The following is an 18,150-nucleotide window of genomic DNA, read 5'->3' on the forward strand; positions in this document are numbered from 1 at the left end:
CGGGATTAACGGCGTGAGCACCATCGAAACCACACGGGAGGCGCGGCCCCGCAAGGGCCGTGCTGGCGCCTTCGCGAAGGCTTTGGGACGGTTCCTGTTCGCCGCCGTCACCACTTATCTCGGCCTGCTGGCCGTCACCTTCTTCATCGGCCGCGTCGTGCCGATCGATCCCGTGCTTGCCATCCTCGGCGACCGCGCTCCTACCCACGTCGTTGAGCGGGTGCGCCAGGAGATGGGTTTCAACCTGCCGCTTTATCAGCAGTTCTACATCTATATCAAAGGCATCCTGTCCGGCGATTTCGGCGACTCGGTGCTGACCACCAATCCTGTCATGGTCGACATCCGCCGGGTCATGCCGGCGACGATCGAGCTCGCGACGTTGGGAACGCTGATCGGCGCCTGCGTCGGCGTGCCGCTCGGGGTTCTTGCTGCCGTGCGCCGCGGCAGCATCGCCGACCAGGTCGTGCGCGTCATCGGCCTAGTCGGTTACTCCGTGCCGATATTCTGGCTGGCGCTGATTTCGCTCGTCATCTTCTATGCGCAGCTGCGCTGGGTGGCCTTCCCCGGCCGCATCGACATCGTCTTCGAATATACGTTCACGCCGATCACCGGCTTTTATCTTCTGGATAGCGCCTGGCAGGGGCAATGGGATGTCTTCTACGATGTCTTCCGCCACATCATCCTGCCCGCTTCGCTGCTCGGCTATTTCTCGCTCGCCTATATCAGCCGCATGACCCGCAGCTTCATGCTGAACGAGCTTTCGCAGGAATATATCGTGGCCGCGCGCGCCAAGGGGCTTTCGGAAACGCGGGTGATCTGGGGTCACGCGCTGCGCAATGCCGCCGTGCCGCTGGTCACCGTCATCGCGCTTTCCTATGCCGGCCTGCTCGAAGGATCGGTGCTGACCGAGACCGTCTTTTCCTGGCCGGGCATCGGGCTCTACATCACCAATTCGCTGCAGAACGCCGATATGAACGCCGTGCTCGGCGGCACGATCGTCATCGGGACGATCTTCATCGGCATCAACCTTCTGTCCGATCTTCTCTACCGGACGCTCGATCCGAGGACGCGAAATCGATGACGGCTCCTGCCAGCCCTTCTCCTGCGATGAGCCGCCGCGAATGGCTGCTTTCCGATCGGCCGCAATCGCGCAGGCAGGCCCGCCTCGGCCGCGCTTACGTCACCTGGCGGCAGTTCACGGCCAACAGGCTCGCCGTCGTTGGCCTGCTGATCATCATCGCCCTGCTCCTCGTCGCCGCTTTCGCGGATCTCCTCGCCACGCACAACCCCGTCGTCGGCGATCTCCGCAATGCCCGCCTGCTGCCGCCGGGAACGGCCGGCTACCTGCTCGGCACGGACGATCAGGGCCGCGACATCTATTCGCGGTTGATCTACGGATCGCGTTTGACTCTGTTCGTCGTGGTGCTCGTCGCCATCATCTCCGCACCGATCGGGCTGATCGTCGGCACGGTCTCGGGTTATGCCGGCGGCTGGGTGGATGCGACGCTGATGCGCATCACCGATATCTTCCTTGCCTTTCCGAAGCTGGTATTGGCGCTCGCCTTCGTTGCCGCTCTCGGCCCCGGCATCCAGAACGCGGTCATCGCCATCGCCATCACCTCCTGGCCGCCCTATGCCCGCATCGCTCGGGCCGAGACGCTAACGGTCCGGCGTTCCGACTATATCTCGGCGGTAAAGCTAATGGGCGCCTCGCCGTTCCGCATCATCGTGCGTCATGTCATGCCGCTCTGCATTTCCTCGCTGATCGTGCGCGTGACGCTCGATATGGCCGGCATCATCCTGACGGCGGCCGGCCTCGGCTTTCTGGGTCTCGGCGCACAGCCACCGCTGCCGGAATGGGGCGCGATGATCGCCTCTGGACGGCGCTTCATCCTCGATCAGTGGTGGGTCGCGGCCATGCCCGGCATAGCCATCCTCATCGTCAGCCTAGGCTTCAACCTCTTGGGCGACGGCCTGCGCGACGCGCTCGATCCGAAGGAGAGCGGCCAATGACGACACTTCTGACGGTCGACAAGCTCAAGGTCAGCTATCCCACCCGCACCGGCCTGATCGAGGCCGTGCGCGGCGTCTCCTTCACGCTCGGCAGGGAAAGGCTCGGCATCGTCGGCGAATCCGGCTCCGGCAAGTCGCAGACTGGCCGGGCGATCATGGGGCTGACGCCGAAACACGCCATCGTCACGGCCGACAGGCTCGATTTCAGCGGCATCGATCTCCTCAAGGCATCCGCCGGCGAAAGGCGCAGGTTGCGCGGCAAGCGCATCGCCATGATCCTGCAGGATCCGAAATATTCGCTCGACCCCGTCATGACGATCGGACGGCAGATCTGCGAAACGCTGCGCACCCATGAGAAGATCGGCAAAGCGGAAGCGCGCGAACGGGCGCTCGCCATGCTGGAAGCGGTGCAGATCCGCGATCCCCAACGGGTCTTCGACCTGCACCCGCACGAGGTTTCGGGCGGCATGGGACAGCGCGCCATGATCGCCATGATGCTGATTGCCGGGCCTGAACTGTTGATTGCCGACGAGCCCACTTCGGCGCTCGACGTAACGGTGCAGCTCGATGTGCTTCGGATCATGGACAGGCTGGTCTCCGAACGCGGCATGGGGCTGATCTTCGTTTCCCATGATCTGAGGCTGGTTTCCTCCTTCTGCGATCGCGTCATCGTCATGTATGCCGGCAAGATCGTCGAAGAGCTCGCGGCCGCCGATCTCAAACATGCTGAGCATCCCTATACGCGGGGACTGCTGAACTGCATGCCGGAAATCGGCGCGAACCGCCATCCACTGCCGGTGCTCGACCGCAAGCCGGAGTGGGCGGCATGAGCGCAGCCCTCCATGTCGACAATCTCAGTGTCGTCTACGATGATTTTCATGCGCTGAAGGATGTCAGCATCAGCGTCCAGCGCGGTGAATCCTTCGGCCTCGTCGGTGAATCCGGGTCGGGCAAATCGACCTTGCTGCGCGCCGTTGCCGGACTCGCGCCGATCAGCGGCGGTGCGATCCGCATCGACGGCGAAGAGCTGAAAGGTTCAAAGCGCAGCAAAGCCTTCTATCGCCGCGTGCAGATGGTCTTCCAGGATCCCTATGGCTCACTGCATCCGCGCCAGACGATCGACCGGCTGCTGCTCGAGCCGCTTGCGATCCATGCCGTTACCGATAGGGACAAGCGTATTGCCCGCGCGCTCGACGAGGTCGGCCTCGGCAATGGTTTCCGTTTCCGCTACCCGCATCAGCTTTCCGGTGGTCAGCGACAGCGTGTGGCGATCGCTAGGGCGCTGATCGTGCAACCGTCGATCCTGCTGCTCGACGAGCCGACGTCGGCGCTCGACGCCTCGGTGCAGGCGGAGGTGCTGAACCTGCTCGAACAGATCCGCCGCGACCGCAAGCTTACCTTCGTCATGGTGAGCCATGACCTCGGCGTCATCACCCACATGTGCGAAAGGCTCGCGGTGATGCGCAACGGCGCCGTCGTCGAGCGGTTGAGCTCGGAAGAACTGGCACGGGGCGCGATCCAGGAGGATTACACGAAAAATTTGATGATCGCGAGCAAGGGTTTCGTCAAAGCCTGAAAGGCAATCATTTCAGGCCATTGAAAAGAAAAGGCCGGCGGCGGCGTTAAGGATAATGTTCCCTTAAAAGACGACCATTCGACTAGACTATTGACAGCCGCCCCGCTTCTGTCATGATCCTGTTAACGATTGTTAGCTTTCGTGATCGATGGAGGTCGAGGCATGTTCTTTCTCGGTGGGATGACCATGGGCTATCTCGATCCTCCGGTGAGGGCTGATCGCAAGGAACAGATTACGGTCTCCATGCCGGCGGAACAGGACCGGCGCCTGATCGGGACCGAGACCTCCGATCTGCAGCAGAACGAGAACGCCATCGAGCGCTCATTGATCTGGGCATGGCGTACGCTCTGCTAAAGAGCGGTTGAATTTTCTCTTCCGCTCGCTCTGGACGGAAATTTATCTCTACCTACCTGATAGGGAATAAGAAATATAACAGCGAGCCGCACAACCGGCCGCACGAGAACAACGGAGGCGACACATGGCAGAGCTGGGTATTTCGCATACTCACGTGAACCACTATGGTTCGGTAGCCACCAAGAAGCCGCACGCGACGCGCCACAGGCTTCAGACGGTGCTCCATGGGACGATCTTCGCCGCGGCATTCCTGTTCGTGGTGGCAATGGTCTGCGGCGTCCTCGGATAGTTAGCAGATGATAGGCCTCGGCACGTGCCGGGGCTGCGTGCGCAATCCATGCGGCGCGTTTCCGCGCTTGGGCAAGCCCGATCAAAGCGCGGCCAGACGATGATCTGGCGAACCTTCCTCTTATCGAAAAGCTCCTGCCAGTCCACAAGGTGGCGACATGCTCGGCGCTCAGCCTTGTGCCGCAAGCCCGGGGCTCGTTCGGCTCACGACTCTTGACTTGAATTATCGCGAGAGTGTCCAACTTTTCGCCATGGTTTTGCGGAGAGGGTATTGATCGACCTTCGCGCTGGACCAAGGCTACGCCCGGTTACATCGCTTGGCGCAGACGTCATTCACTCCGGTCTCATCGATCTTCGAAGAATCGGGCCCCGTTCATGTAGCAGTCATGATAAGCAGTGCAAAAGGCTGAGCAAAACAGCCATAACTTTGTTTGGATCCAGAACCGAACCCATGTCTATTGCCAATCTTTCTCCGAGCCTTCCGCGCGACTCCGATACGAAGCAGATCGATCACAATGATTCGATCCGCTCGACCTATCTTTCCATCGAGGACATTAAGGCGATGGGCGAAGCCGTTGCGGTCAACGGCGTCGACAAGCTGCCGGCTTTCGCCGCCTTTGATTTCTTCGCGCGCCACAAGGAAAACGAGAAGGAAATTCTGCGCGTCTACCGCACCACGGCAACCGACGTCGAGGCCGGAGAGACGATCACGCCGGCGGCGGAATGGCTGCTGGACAATCACTACATCGTCGAAGAGGCGATCCAGGAGGTACGGCGCGACTTTCCCCGCCGCTTCTACCGCGAATTGCCGACCATGCGTGTCGGCGGCGTCGACATTCCGCGCACGCTGGTACTTGCCTGGCTCTACGTTGCCCATACCCACAGCACGATCTCGCAGGAAAGCCTGACGGCGCTGGTCGACGGCTTCCAGACCAGCGAGACGCTGAGGATCGGTGAACTCTGGGCCCTGCCCTCGCTGGTGCGCTATGTGCTGGTGGAAAACCTTCGCCGCATTTCGAGCCGTGTCGAAACCAGCCGCCGCCTGCGCCGCCGCGCCAACGAAGCGGCCGACGAATTGGTGCGCCTGACCGATCCGGCCAAGGCTGCCGCCTATCTGAAGACGCTGGAACCGTTTGCCGAAGACAATACCTTCTCGACGCAGTTCCTCTATCGCCTGCGTGACGGCTCACAGACGTCGAGCCTGGCAATCACCTGGCTCGATGAACGCCTGGAAGAGCTCGGTCGCAATACCGAAGAGGCGACGACCGCCGAACACAGCCGTCTCTCTTCCGGCAACGTGACGATGGGCAACATCATCCGCAGCCTGCGCGAGATCGACGATACCGAATGGTCGGTCTGGGTCGAGCAGGTCAGCCATGTCGACAAGCTGCTCTGGGAGCATTCGGATTACGGCATCCTCGATTCCGGCTCGCGCAACAAATACCGCAAGCAGATCGAGAAACTGGCCAAGCGCTCGCCGCTGACCGAAATGCAAATCGCCCAGCTGGCGCTCGACATGACGGAGGCCGCCAAGGCCTCCGACGAGCCGCAGCAGCATGAGCCGAATGTCGGCGGTTTCCTGTCCGGCGCGCAACGCCCGAAGCTCGAGGCGCGGGCGAATTATCGCCCGACGATCACCCAGCACTTCGTGCGCGCCGTGCGCCGGTTCAACTGGCTGTCGATCGCGCTGCCCGTCATGCTGCTGACGATCATCGCCATGGCGATCGTCGGCAGGTTCATGGCAAGTGCCGGAATGGGCGCCATCGAAATCGCAATCCTGCTGATCATGTTCTCATTGCCGGCCTCGGAGGGCGCAACGGGTCTCTTTAATACCCTGCTGTCCTTCTTCGTCACCCCGGCCCGCCTCGTCGGCTACGAGTTCAAGGAAGGCATTCCGGAGGATGCGCGCACACTGCTCGTCGTGCCCTGCCTGATCTCGAACCGCGACAGCGTCGACGATCAGGTGCGCAATCTCGAAGTTCATTATCTCGCCAATCCGCGTGGAGAGATCTATTTCGCGATGCTCAGCGATTGGCCCGACAGCGATGCCGAGGAAACGCCTGCCGATCTCGAGGTTCTCGATTATGCAAGACGCGAGATCGCCAATCTTTCCGCCCGCTATGCCTATGACGGCAAGACGCGTTTCTACCTGCTGCATCGCCGCCGCCTCTACAATCCCTCGGAAGGTGTGTGGATGGGCTGGGAGCGCAAGCGCGGCAAGCTGCATGAGCTGAACATGCTGCTGCGCGGCGACCGCGACACGACCTATCTGCCCGGCGCCAACACCGTTCCGGCCAATGTGCAATATGTCATGACACTCGATGCCGACACACGCCTGATGCGCGATGCCGTCACCAAGCTCGTCGGCAAGCTCTATCATCCGATCAACCGCCCGGTCATCAATCCGAAGACCGGACGCGTCGAAAACGGCTACGGCGTGCTGCAGCCGCGTGTCACGCCGTCGCTGACGACGGGCAAGGATGCCTCGGTCTTCCAGCGCGTCTTCTCGATCAATCGCGGTCTCGACCCCTATGTCTTCACCGTGTCCGACGTCTACCAGGATCTGGCCGGCGAAGGCACCTTCACCGGCAAAGGTCTCTATCATGTCGATGCTTTCGAAGCCTCGCTGAAGGGCCGCATCGAGGAGAACTCGGTGCTCAGCCACGACCTTCTCGAAGGCTCGATGGCGCGCTGTGCGCTCGTCACCGATCTCGAACTGGTCGAGGATTTCCCGATCCGTTACGAGGTGGAGACCTCGCGCCAGCATCGCTGGGCGCGCGGCGACTGGCAGCTCCTGCCCTATATGTTCAATCCGAAATATGGCGTGACCGCGCTTGGCCGCTGGAAGATGTTCGACAATCTGCGCCGTTCGCTGACCCCGATCGCCTGGTTCTTCGCCTCTGTTCTCGGCTGGTATTTCATGGGTCCGCTCGGCGCGCTCGTCTGGCAGATTCTCTTGATCTTCTGCCTGTTCGTGGCGCCGACGCTGTCGCTCATCAACGGCATCATCCCGCGCACCAGCGATATCGTCGCCCGCGCCCATCTCTATACGGTCTGGTCGGATATTACCGCCGCCAATGCGCAGGTCGCCTTGCGAATCGTCTTCATCGCCGATTCGGTGGCGATGATGGCGGATGCGATCGGCCGTTCGCTCTACCGGCTGCTCGTCAGCCGCAAGCTGATGCTGCAGTGGCGGACCGCCGCCAGCGTCCAGGCCGGCGGGCAGGGCACCCTCGCCTCTTATTACAAGCAGATGTGGCATGCGCCGGTATTGGCGCTGCTGGCGCTCGGTTTCGCAGCCCTTCCCGGCGGCAACGCCTTCCTCGTCGGCATCCCCTTCGCGCTCTTATGGATCCTCTCGCCTGTCGTCGCATGGTATGTCAGCCAGTCGGCCGAGACCGAGGACCGGCTCGAGGTCGCCGATTCCGTCTCGAGCGAGCTGCGCAAGATCGCCCGGCGCACCTGGCGTTATTTCGAGACCTTCACCACCCCCGAGCAGAATTATCTGCCGCCGGACAATATCCAGGAAACGCCGCATGTCATCGTCGCGGCGCGCACTTCGCCGACCAATATCGGCGTCTACCTGCTCTCCGTCGTTTCCGGCCGGCATTTCGGCTGGTTCTCCTTTGAGGAGACACTCGAACGCCTGGAGCAGACGATCGCGACGATCGACAAGATGGAGAAATTCCGCGGCCATCTGTTCAACTGGTATCACACCGATACGCTGCAGACGCTCGGGCCGCGATACGTCTCAGCCGTCGACAGCGGCAATCTCGCCGGCCATCTGATCGCCATTTCTTCGGCCTGCCGCAACTGGGCCGAGGCGCCGTCGGCCCACATGCAGGGCAATCTCGACGGTGTCGGCGACACGGCCGGCATCCTCGGCGAAGTGCTGGCGGACCTGCCCGACGACCGCAAGACCGTGCGCCCGCTGCGCCGGCGCCTGGAAGAGCGCATCGTCGGCTTCCAGAATGCGCTTGCCGCCGTCAAGCGCGAGCACGAATTCGCCTCGATCCGCATCATAAACCTTGCCGTTCTCGCACGCGACATCGAGAAGCTCGCCGCCAATCTCGACCATGAGGTCAAGTCGAAGCAGAGCGAGGAAGTCACCCAATGGGCGGCATCCCTCGTGAAGGTCTGCGAGGCGCATATATCAGACAGCACCTTCGATCTTTCCAAGGTCGATGCGCTCAGGCCGCGCCTGGTGGCGTTGCGCGACAAGGCCCGCGATCTCGCCTTTTCGATGGATTTCGGCTTCCTGTTCCGGCCGGAACGGCGCCTGCTGTCGATCGGCTACCGCGTCGAAAGCGGCGAGCTCGACCAGGCCTGCTACGACCTTCTCGCCTCGGAATGCCGCCTGACCAGCCTCTTCGGCATCGCCAAGGGCGATCTGCCGACGGAACACTGGTACCGTCTCGGCCGCCAGGTCGTGCCTGTGGGTTCACGCGGCGCGCTGGTCTCCTGGTCCGGCTCGATGTTCGAATATCTGATGCCGCCGCTCGTCATGCAGGAGCGTGGCGGAGGTATTCTCAACCAGACGAACAATCTGGTCGTCGTCGAGCAGATGAATTATGCCCGCAAGCTCGGTATCCCGTGGGGCATTTCGGAAGCGGCCTTCAATGCCCGCGACCATAACCTCAATTACCAGTACACGAATTTCGGCGTGCCGACGCTCGGTCTCAAGCGCGGCCTCGGCCACAATGCCGTCATCGCCCCCTATGCATCGCTGCTGGCCAGCCAGTACGACCCGCCGGGCGCACTGGAAAACCTGCAGAGATTGCGCAAGGTCGGCGCGCTCGGCAAGTTCGGCTTCCACGACGCGGTCGATTTCACACCGACGCGCGTGCCGGAAGGCAAGAAATGCGCGGTGGTTTACAATTATTATGCCCACCATCACGGCATGTCGATCGCGGCCGTCGCCAACGTCGCCTTCAACGGCCATCTGCGCGAACTTTTCCACTCCGATCCGGTGATCGAGGCGGCGGAGCTTCTGCTGCAGGAAAAGGCGCCGCGCGACATTCCCGTCATGAGCGGCAAGCATGAATCCGATACGCCGGCCAGCATCCAGGAGGATCTCATGCGGCCGGAAATCAGGAAGATCAGCGATCCCCTTTCGCGCGACCGCGAGCTCGTGTTCCTGTCGAACGGCCATTATTCCATGATGCTGACGGCGACGGGCGCCGGTTATTCCCGCTGGAACGGTCTTTCCGTTTCCCGCTGGAAGGCCGATCCGACCGAAGACCGCTGGGGCACCTTCATCTTCCTGCGCGATACCGCCACCAACGAATGGTGGTCGGCGACAGCGGAGCCGAAGGGTGTCGAGGGCGAAAAGATCAAGGTCGAATTCGCCGACGAGAAGGCGCAGTTCATCAAGACGGTCGGAGATCTGACGAGCGAGGTGGAGTGCATCATCGCCACAGAGCACGATGCGGAAGCCCGTCGCGTCACCCTGCTCAACATGGGCACGGAAGATCGTTTCATCGAAGTCACGTCCTATCTCGAACCGGTGATCACCTCTGACGATACCGACAATGCGCATCCGGCATTCGCCCGCATGTTCGTCAAGACCGAGATCGGCAAGCGCGGCGACGTCATCCGCGCCGAACGCAACAAGCGTGACCCGAACGAGCCGAACATCAGCATCGCGCATCTGATCGTCGACAATGCCGGCGACACCCGTCACACCGAATTCGAAACCGACCGGCGCAAGTTCATTGGTCGCGGCCGCAGCCTCGCCGATGCAGCGGCCTTCGATCCGGGTGCCACGCTTTCCGGCAGCGACGGTTTCACGCTCGATCCCGTAATGTCGCTGCGCCGCACGGTGCGGGTGCCGGCCGGCAAGAAGGTCAGCGTGTTCTTCTGGACGATCGCCGCGCCAAGCCGCGACGAGGTCGACAAGGCGGTCAATCGCTACCGTCATCCCGACGCCTTCAACCATGAGCTCGTCCAGGCCTGGACGCGCACGCAGGTGCAGATGCGCCATGTCGGCGTCACCTCCCAGCAGGCGGCCGCCTTCCAGCATCTCGGGCGCTACCTCGTCTATCCCGACATGCAGCTGCGCAAGGATGAGGCGACGGTCGAGGCCGGCCTGCAATCGCAATCGGCGCTCTGGCCGCTGGCGATCTCCGGCGACTTCCCGATCTTCACGTTGCGCGTCAACGACGACATGGATCTCGATATCGCCCGCGAGGCACTGCTGGCGCAGGAATATCTGCGCTCGCGGGGCGTCACCGCCGATCTCGTTATCATGAACGAACGCGCCTCTTCCTATGCGCAGGACATGCAACACGCGCTCGACGCCATGTGCGAGAACGTACGCCGTATGGGCCAGGCCGACGGCTTGCGCCAGCATATTTTCGCGGTTCGCAAGGACTTGATGGAGGAGAACACTTACAAGGCATTGATCGCGGCTTCCCGCGTCACCCTGCATGCGAAGAACGGCAAGGTGGTCGACCAGATCAACCGCGCCGTCGCCCTCTTTGCGCCGTCGAAGGACGAACTGCAGGAGATGGAGCGCGTCGAGCGCAACAGGGTACCGGTCAAGCGCATTGCACCGGTGCCGCCGCCCGTGGTGCCCGCCGTTGCCATCGAGGAGGAAGGCGACCTCGACTTCTGGAACGGCATTGGCGGCTTTACCCGCGACGGCCGCGAATATGTCATTCGCTTGCCCGGAGGTCATGCGACGCCGCAGCCTTGGATCAATGTCATCTCCAACGACAGGTTCGGCTTCCACGTGTCGGCCGAAGGCGCAGGTTTCACCTGGAGCGTCAATTCGCGCGATTATCAGCTGACGTCCTGGTCGAACGATGCGGTGGTCAACCGATCGGGCGAGGCCTTCTATCTGGCCGATCTCGAAAGCGGCGCTGTCATGACGCCGTTCGCAGCGCTTTCGCGTCGGCCGGACATTCGTTTCGAAGCCCGCCACGGGCTCGGCTATTCGGTCTTCTCCACCGTTCAGCACGAAATTGCGCTCGAGCTGACGCAGACGATCGACCGCGAGAAGCCGGTGAAACTGCAGCGCCTGCGCCTGCGCAACACCGGTTCGACCGACCGTAAGCTGCGTCTCTACGGTTACGTCGAATGGGTTCTTGGCAACAATTCGGGACGCACGGCGCCCTTCATTCTATCGAGGCATGACGAGGAGACGGGGGCGCTGTTTGCCACCAATCCCTACAGCATCGATTTTTCCAACCGAACCGCCTTCTTCGCGGCGAGCGAGACGTTTTCAAGCTTCTCGGCTAGCCGGCGCGAATTCATCGGCAAGGCGGGCACGATCCAGATGCCTCAGGCCGTCACCTCCGCAGCTCCGCTTTCGGGCATCACCGAACTGGATGGCGATCCGGCTGCGGCTCTGGCGATCGACATCGAACTCGGGGCCGGCGAGGAGCGCGACGTCACCTTCTTCCTCGGCGATACGCCGACGGAAGAAGAAGCGCGCGCCCTGATCGCCGATATAAGCAAGTCTTCGTTCGAGGATGCGGTCGAGGCGAACCGCGCCTTCTGGCACGATTTCACCAGCCGACTGCAGATCTCGACGCCGGATCGCGGGATGAACAATCTCGTCAACACCTGGCTGCCCTATCAGAGCCTCGGCTGCCGCATCATGGCCCGCACCGCCTTCTATCAGGCAAGCGGCGCCTTCGGTTTCCGCGACCAGTTGCAGGATACGCTGGCCTTCCTGATGCACGAACCCTCGATCGCCCGGCGGCAGATTCTGAATGCCGCCTCGCGGCAGTTCCGCGAAGGCGACGTTCAGCATTGGTGGCTGCCGGGAACGGGTGCGGGCGTTCGCACCTTGATTTCGGATGACGTCGTGTGGCTGAGCTACGCGATCCAGCATTATTGCAGCGTCACCGGCGACAAGAGCGTGCTCGACGAGGAGCTTGCCTTCCTGGAAGGCCCCGCTCTTCTCGAAGGTCAGCACGACTCGTTCTACAAGCCGGAGATTTCGGAGGACAAGGCGAGTGTCTACGAACATGCGGCCCTGGCGCTCGATCTCGCCATCGCCCGCAAGGGCGCGAATGGTCTGCCGCTGTTCCTCGGCGGCGACTGGAACGACGGCATGAACCGCGTCGGCATCGGCGGGCGCGGCACCAGCGTCTGGCTCGGCTGGTTCCTGGCGGGTGCATTGCGCGCCTTCATTCCCTATGCCGAAGAACGGGGCGATACGGCCCGAGCGGAGCGCTGGTCGGCCCATCTCGCCGAATTGAAGAAGGCGCTCGAAACCGCGGCGTGGGACGGCAGCTACTATCGCCGCGGCACATTCGACGACGGCGCGCTGCTCGGCTCCAAGGAGAGCCCGGAATGCCGGATCGACTCCATCGCACAATCCTGGAGCGTTCTGTCCGGCGAAGGCGACCCGGCTCGTGCCGGAAAGGCGATGGATGCCGTGCTCGACCAACTGGTCGACGAGGAGGCGCGCATCATCCGGCTGTTCACGCCGCCTTTCGTCAATTCCGCCAGGGATCCCGGTTATATCAAGGCCTATCCGCCGGGCGTGCGTGAAAACGGCGGGCAATATACCCATGCCGCGACCTGGGTTGTGATGGCGCTCGCGGAGCTGAAGCGGGGCGACGACGCGCTGCGCTGCTTCCAGATCCTCAATCCGATCACGCATGCGCTCGACAAGGCTTCGGCCGAACAATACCGGGTCGAACCCTATGTCGTGGCAGCCGATGTCTATGGGCATGAGCCTTATACGTCGCGCGGCGGCTGGACCTGGTATACCGGATCGGCCGGCTGGCTTTACCGGGCCGCGGTGGAGGGCATCCTCGGTATCCGGCTGAAGGATGGCCGGCTCCATGTGCGTCCGTCGCTCCCGTCGGAATGGGACGGTTTTGCGGCGGAGGTGGAGCGGGGCGGCGTCAAATACCGCATTTCGGTCTCAAAAGCGTCCAATGCCAGCGGCTACACTCTGTCGATCAACGGCAGCGAAGTCACCGATCCCGAAGAGGGATATCCGCTCGGATAACAGCGTTCTCCACGCTGAAGAACACGGCGATTCGCGGCGGCCAAAAGGGAACCCTTTTGGCCGCCGTCGCGTTTGCAAAATCGGATAACAGGAGAAACCATATGGCAAGCACGCTGACCGAGGCCATCGGCACCGAGCGCAGTTCCTCATCCGCTGCTGCGACGGGGCGCGATACAAGGCTTGACGTGCTGCGTGGCCTGGCTCTGATCATGATTTTCATCAATCATGTTCCCGGACAGATCTTCGAATATGTGACGACGAAGAATTTCGGTTTTTCCGATGCCGCCGAGGCTTTCGTCCTGATCTCCGGCATCGCCGTCGGCCTCGCCTACGGTTCCCGCTTCAAGCCGGGCGGCCGCATCAAGACGGCGATCAAGGCAGCACGGCGCGCCTTCACGCTCTACCTTGCGCATATGATCACCACCTTCATGACGCTGGCGCTCTTCATTTGTGGTGCGTGGCTGTTCCACCGGCCGGGGCTGCTGGTCGAGATCAATATCCTGGCGGTTCTGATGAACCTGAAGGAAGGCGTTCCGGCGCTGCTGCTGCTCGGTCACCAGATCGGCTACAACAATATCCTGCCGATGTATGGCGCATTGTTGCTGATGGTGCCGATCATCCTGCTCCTCAACGAGCGAAGCCCGCTTCTGGCGCTCGCCGTTTCCGGCACGGTCTGGCTGCTGGCCGGCATTTACGAGGTGGCGCCGCACAATTTGCTGATAGAGGGCTATTGGTTCCTCAATCCGCTCTCCTGGCAGTTCCTATTTTCGATTGGAATTGTTTCGATCCTGCATATCAAGCGCGGCGGCACGATCCCGCGGCATCCGCTGCTGCTTGCGGCTGCCGCCTTCTATGTCCTGCTATCCTTCGTCTGGGTCACCGGCCATCTGTGGATTTTCGGCAATTCGCTGGCGGCGCTCGGCCTGCCCACCGTCATCACTGGTTTCGACAAGACTTTCCTGTCGCTGCCGCGGCTGCTGCATGTGCTGGCGCTGACCTATCTCATCATCAGCATCCCAGCGTTCTCGCGCATCCTGCGGCGCCCCGCCGGACACCCGCTGACGATCCTCGGCCGTCATTCGCTGAACATCTTCGTCGCCGGCACGATTCTCGCCATGATCGGCCAGGTCGTGCTTTATATCACCAACAAGGATCCGCTGGTTGGCCCGCTCTTCGTGATCGTGGGCATCGCGACGCAATTCGCCTATGCCTACTATCTCGAGCACAAGCGCCAGCTGGGCAAGATCAAGCACAAGCTCGTGACGGAGATTGCCGCCATCCCTGTGCCTGTGCGAGTCGGCGGAGCGGCGAATACCTATCGCCGGACCAATCGGAAATAGGAATCCCCGGTCTGATTGAAGAGCGGCGGGCTTAGCGGGCGCCCGAAATCGGCATCGAAAAGCACGGCATTGCAGCGCCTTTCGCGCGTCTGAAAAGGCGCGCCGCGCTGTAATGCCGCCGGCTCAACTTTTATGAACGAGAATATTCACCAGCCGGTCGAAAGGATCGCGCACGTAGAAGCGCCTGACGCCCCAGGGCTCGTCGGCCGGCCCGTATTCGATCGGAACGCCGGCAGCAGACATCGCCTCGAAAGCAGCATCGAGATCATCCACCTCGATGGAGAGATCGGGCACCGGAGTCCCGGAGCCGCCTTGGCTGGCGACACTGAGCTGAACCTTCATGGAAGTATTCGCGCCGAACGTGACGATCCAGCCGAGATCCATCATCAGATCAAGCCCGAGAATATCCTGATAGAAGCGTTTGGCGGCCATGATATCGGGCGCCTGGACATTGGCGACGATGCGTAGGACCTTCATGGGTTTTTCTCCTGTGCTTAGGCACAGCAAGAGGTTAGGGAAGAACAGCGGGCGGATCAATCAGTTATGACTTACAGCCATGTGGCTAATGCATATCGTCGGCAGCGGTTTTGGGGGAAGCAAAGTCCTAAAGCGTGGCGTATAAACATCGCCAAACAAAAGGCCGGAAGAGCGTCTGCCCTTCCGGCCTTATTCTGTAACTCCAAGCGCTCAGGCGGCTTCGGTGGTGTGGGCCTTGCGGACTTCTTCGTCGGTCAGGATGCCGCTGGCGCGCAGCAGCGCGGCGAAGCGGCCGTTGCTGTGGCTGAGCTCATCGAAGCCACCCTGCTCGACGACGCGTCCATCATCAAGGAAGAGCACCATATCGGCTTCGCGGACCGTCGAGAGGCGGTGGGCGATAATGAAGGTGGTGCGGTTCTGCCGCAGATTGTCGATCGCTGCCTTCACGCGGGCTTCGGTCTCGACGTCGAGCGCCGAAGTTGCCTCGTCGAGCACCAGGATCGGCGCGTCTTTGAGGATGGCGCGGGCAATCGCGATGCGCTGACGTTCACCACCGGACAGCTTGTTGCCGCGTTCGCCGACATGAGTATCGTAACGATCCTCACGGGTCTCGATGAAGTCGGCGGCGGCGGCGGCTTCGGCCGCACGGCGCATGTCCTCCTCGCTCGCACCTTCGCGGCCGAGGCGGATATTGTCGCTGATTGAGCGATTCAGCAGGCCCGCATCCTGGAAGACGGTAGCGATATGGCGACGCAGCGACTTCCGGGTCACCTTGGTGATATCGGTGCCGTCGACGAGAATCTGGCCGCCCTGCGGGTCATAGACGCGCTGCAGCAGGTTGACCAGCGTCGTCTTGCCGGCGCCGGTCGGACCGACGATGGCGACTGTCTGGCCAGCCTTCACCGAGAAGGAGACATTGTGCAGGCCCTGCGAGCTGTTGCCGAAGCCGAAGGAGACGTCGCGGAATTCGACCGCACCCTTGACGTTCTTGATCTCGCTGTTGCCGGCCGGCTCTTCACGATCGCGCACCGAGTCTTCGAGCGTGTAGAAATCCTCGAGCTTGGAGCGGGCCTCGAAGATCTGCGTCGCGAATTGGCGCATCAGGTCGAGACGGGCGATCAGCAGGTTGGCAAAGCCGATGAAGGCAATGACGTCACCGATGCGCAGCTCGCCGGACTGGACAAGCATCGTGCCGATGATCAGAACCACCATCATCGCGATGGTCGAGGCCATGCGGTTCAGCGCGCTGGCGAGCGCCCACCAGTCGAGCACCGGATACTGCGCTTCGAGCAGCCGGTTGGCGAAGGATTTCAACGCCTTGGTTTCCGCTTCGATGCGGTTGTAGCTATGCAGAACGGAGACGTTGCTGATCGAATCGCTGACATGCGAGAAGACGGTATGGTAGTGGTTTTCGACCGAAGCCTGGCCATCCTTGGTGCGGCTCATGACCACGCGGCCGATCAGCCAATAGGCGATGCCAAGCACGATCAGCACGGCGGAGAGGCGCAAGTCCATCGACATTGCCGTCGGCACCAGCAGGGACAGCGCAATGACCGTCGACAGGTGGTTGCGCATGAACTCAAGCCAGAGGCCGAACAGCGTCTCGCAGGCACGCAGCAGCGTATGCAGCGCGTTGGAGGTGCCGCGCTGATGGTGCCAGGCAAGCGGCATGGAAATGATGCGGCCGAAGGCTTCCGTCAGCAGCGTTGCCCGCCGGCCATGAGCAAGCCGATCGGCCTCGCGGGATACCAGAACGAAGGCGACAGTATTGAACACGGCGAAACCAGCCCACATGAAGAGGATGGGTTTGACTTCGCCCTTGCCCGATATCGCATCGATGATGCGACCGAACAGGATCGGTTCCGCAATGCTGATGGTCGCCAGAACAATGTTGGCGATAACGACCAGGGATACGCGGAGCTTGTAAGCGCCAAGATAGCGCAGAGCTCTTGCATAGACCTTGAATAGCGACACGTCTAACCTCTTGTGCATCTGCGAAAACGGGAATGATGGGATGCTACAAAAGGCTACCTGAACCGGCGATTAACGGAGTATTCGCAATGCAGCCCGCCAAATGGCGAACTTGATTGCACGATCACAGCTGCGACGAATTTGAAGCCGCCTCAATAGGATAGAACAGAGGGGCGCTCTCGGGCTCCTCAGATTTTTTGGCGCGGGGTCTGGCGCCCGAATTCCGCCATGATTATATCTGGAGACAATTTGCGCTTGCATTTTAATCAATGTTTAGCGCAGCATTAAATTAGAGACTGCATTTTTTGAAGAAGACCGTTACGCGACCAATCTGAACAGCCGCCAACGGCCTCGATGCGGGCATCAGGTGCGGGCAAAGGGCGCTATTTGTGAATATTAATTCTTTAATTCAATTGCTTGTCATTCTGGAAGAGTGCCCAAATCCGGACGCCGTCGTCACCGAACTCGAGCAGGTCCTCCACGGTTCCGGTTTCCAGTATTACGGTCTGCTGCGACATTTGCAGCAAAACCCGGCGCAACAGAAGATCGAACTGCGCGCTGCGCCGCTTGCCGGCCGCTGGCCGGAACAATGGCTACAGATATATGCCGCAAAAAAATATGTCCGGATCGATCCGATGGTGCGTTATCTCGCGCATGCGCAACGGCCTTTCCGCTGGCGGGAGAGCATGGCAGCCTTCGACGGTGATGCGCATCAGCGCCGCATGGAGCAGATGATGGTCGATGCCTTCGGCCACGGATTGGAGGACGGCTATCTCTTTCCGATTCATGGGCGCAACGGCATTCTCGGCAGTCTCAGCCTCGGCGGCAAGCCGATCGACTTGTCGCCGGTGGAAATCGCGCTGCTCGAGGCCGTGGCGCGCAAGACCTTCTGGCGATTGCTTGACCTGAAAGGCGAGGCCGAGGCGCTGGAAACGATGCTGCCGACCGAGACGCCGCTGACGCGGCGCGAGATGGAAATCCTCCACTATCTTGCCGAAGGCATGACGTCGATGGAGATCAGCAAAATGCTGAAGATCTCAAACCATACCGTCGACTGGTACATGAACGGTCTGCAGGCCAAGCTAAAGGCAAAGAACAGGCAGCAGGCAGTGGCGCTCGCCTTCCGCCACGGTCTGATAAGCTAGGCTTTTTCTATCCAT

At 61.4% G+C, this 18,150-nt stretch carries 11 protein-coding genes; 9 read left to right on the forward strand and 2 right to left on the reverse strand.

What is annotated here, in order from left to right:
* The first annotated feature begins 13 nt into the window (after positions 1–13).
* The 8 genes from Tal182_RS21540 to opgC all read left to right on the forward strand — a co-directional run bounded on the left by Tal182_RS21540 (position 14) and on the right by opgC (position 14,542).
* Entirely contained in the window at positions 14–1,081 is a 1,068-nt protein-coding gene (locus tag Tal182_RS21540; protein ID WP_085860682.1) for an ABC transporter permease, read from the forward strand.
* Positions 1,078–2,013 (forward strand): ABC transporter permease, encoded by a 936-nt coding sequence (locus tag Tal182_RS21545; protein WP_064805585.1) that lies wholly within the window; start codon positions 1,078–1,080, stop codon positions 2,011–2,013. Before Tal182_RS21540 ends, Tal182_RS21545 begins: the two co-directional genes overlap by 4 nt.
* Positions 2,010–2,843: an ABC transporter ATP-binding protein gene (locus Tal182_RS21550; protein WP_064805587.1), complete on the forward strand. Its 834-nt coding sequence runs from the start codon at positions 2,010–2,012 to the stop codon at positions 2,841–2,843. Before Tal182_RS21545 ends, Tal182_RS21550 begins: the two co-directional genes overlap by 4 nt.
* Positions 2,840–3,589 (forward strand): ABC transporter ATP-binding protein, encoded by a 750-nt coding sequence (locus tag Tal182_RS21555; RefSeq protein ID WP_085860683.1) that lies wholly within the window; start codon positions 2,840–2,842, stop codon positions 3,587–3,589. Before Tal182_RS21550 ends, Tal182_RS21555 begins: the two co-directional genes overlap by 4 nt.
* A gap of 162 nt (positions 3,590–3,751) precedes the next feature.
* Positions 3,752–3,943, forward strand: coding sequence for a hypothetical protein (locus tag Tal182_RS21560; RefSeq protein WP_064805591.1), 192 nt, complete (start codon positions 3,752–3,754; stop codon positions 3,941–3,943).
* A 124-nt stretch (positions 3,944–4,067) separates the two neighbouring features.
* Entirely contained in the window at positions 4,068–4,232 is a 165-nt protein-coding gene (locus Tal182_RS32365) for a hypothetical protein (RefSeq protein WP_164517811.1), read from the forward strand.
* 450 nt (positions 4,233–4,682) lie between these two features.
* Positions 4,683–13,202 (forward strand): glucoamylase family protein, encoded by an 8,520-nt coding sequence (locus Tal182_RS21565; RefSeq protein WP_085860684.1) that lies wholly within the window; start codon positions 4,683–4,685, stop codon positions 13,200–13,202.
* A gap of 101 nt (positions 13,203–13,303) precedes the next feature.
* The gene (opgC, locus tag Tal182_RS21570; protein WP_085860685.1) at positions 13,304–14,542 is read left to right on the forward strand and encodes an OpgC domain-containing protein; all 1,239 of its coding nucleotides are present in this window, start codon (positions 13,304–13,306) and stop codon (positions 14,540–14,542) included.
* A 123-nt stretch (positions 14,543–14,665) separates the two neighbouring features.
* Here opgC and Tal182_RS21575 read toward each other — a convergent pair whose 3' ends face one another.
* Entirely contained in the window at positions 14,666–15,019 is a 354-nt protein-coding gene (locus tag Tal182_RS21575) for a VOC family protein (RefSeq protein ID WP_085860686.1), read from the reverse strand.
* 210 nt (positions 15,020–15,229) lie between these two features.
* Positions 15,230–16,993 (reverse strand): glucan ABC transporter ATP-binding protein/ permease, encoded by a 1,764-nt coding sequence (locus Tal182_RS21580; protein ID WP_085860687.1) that lies wholly within the window; start codon positions 16,991–16,993, stop codon positions 15,230–15,232.
* Positions 16,994–17,379: 386 nt separating this feature from the next.
* Between Tal182_RS21580 and Tal182_RS21585 the strand changes: the two genes are divergently transcribed.
* Positions 17,380–18,135, forward strand: a complete 756-nt coding sequence (locus Tal182_RS21585; protein WP_064805601.1) for a LuxR family transcriptional regulator — start codon at positions 17,380–17,382, stop codon at positions 18,133–18,135.
* Positions 18,136–18,150 lie beyond the last annotated feature (15 nt).

The sequence above is a fragment of the Rhizobium sp. TAL182 genome (genome assembly GCF_002117725.1).
GTDB classification, from domain to species: domain Bacteria; phylum Pseudomonadota; class Alphaproteobacteria; order Rhizobiales; family Rhizobiaceae; genus Rhizobium; species Rhizobium esperanzae.

Excerpts from the sequence above, each read along its gene's own strand:
- opgC (WP_085860685.1), top strand. The coding sequence starts at position 13,304 with ATGGCAAGCACGCTGACCGAGGCCATCGGCACCGAGCGCAGTTCCTCA.
- Tal182_RS21555 (WP_085860683.1), top strand. The coding sequence starts at position 2,840 with ATGAGCGCAGCCCTCCATGTCGACAATCTCAGTGTCGTCTACGATGAT.
- Tal182_RS21575 (WP_085860686.1), bottom strand. The coding sequence starts at position 15,019 with ATGAAGGTCCTACGCATCGTCGCCAATGTCCAGGCGCCCGATATCATG.
- Tal182_RS21545 (WP_064805585.1), top strand. The coding sequence starts at position 1,078 with ATGACGGCTCCTGCCAGCCCTTCTCCTGCGATGAGCCGCCGCGAATGG.
- Tal182_RS21565 (WP_085860684.1), top strand. The coding sequence starts at position 4,683 with ATGTCTATTGCCAATCTTTCTCCGAGCCTTCCGCGCGACTCCGATACG.
- Tal182_RS32365 (WP_164517811.1), top strand. The coding sequence starts at position 4,068 with ATGGCAGAGCTGGGTATTTCGCATACTCACGTGAACCACTATGGTTCG.
- Tal182_RS21550 (WP_064805587.1), top strand. The coding sequence starts at position 2,010 with ATGACGACACTTCTGACGGTCGACAAGCTCAAGGTCAGCTATCCCACC.
- Tal182_RS21560 (WP_064805591.1), top strand. The coding sequence starts at position 3,752 with ATGTTCTTTCTCGGTGGGATGACCATGGGCTATCTCGATCCTCCGGTG.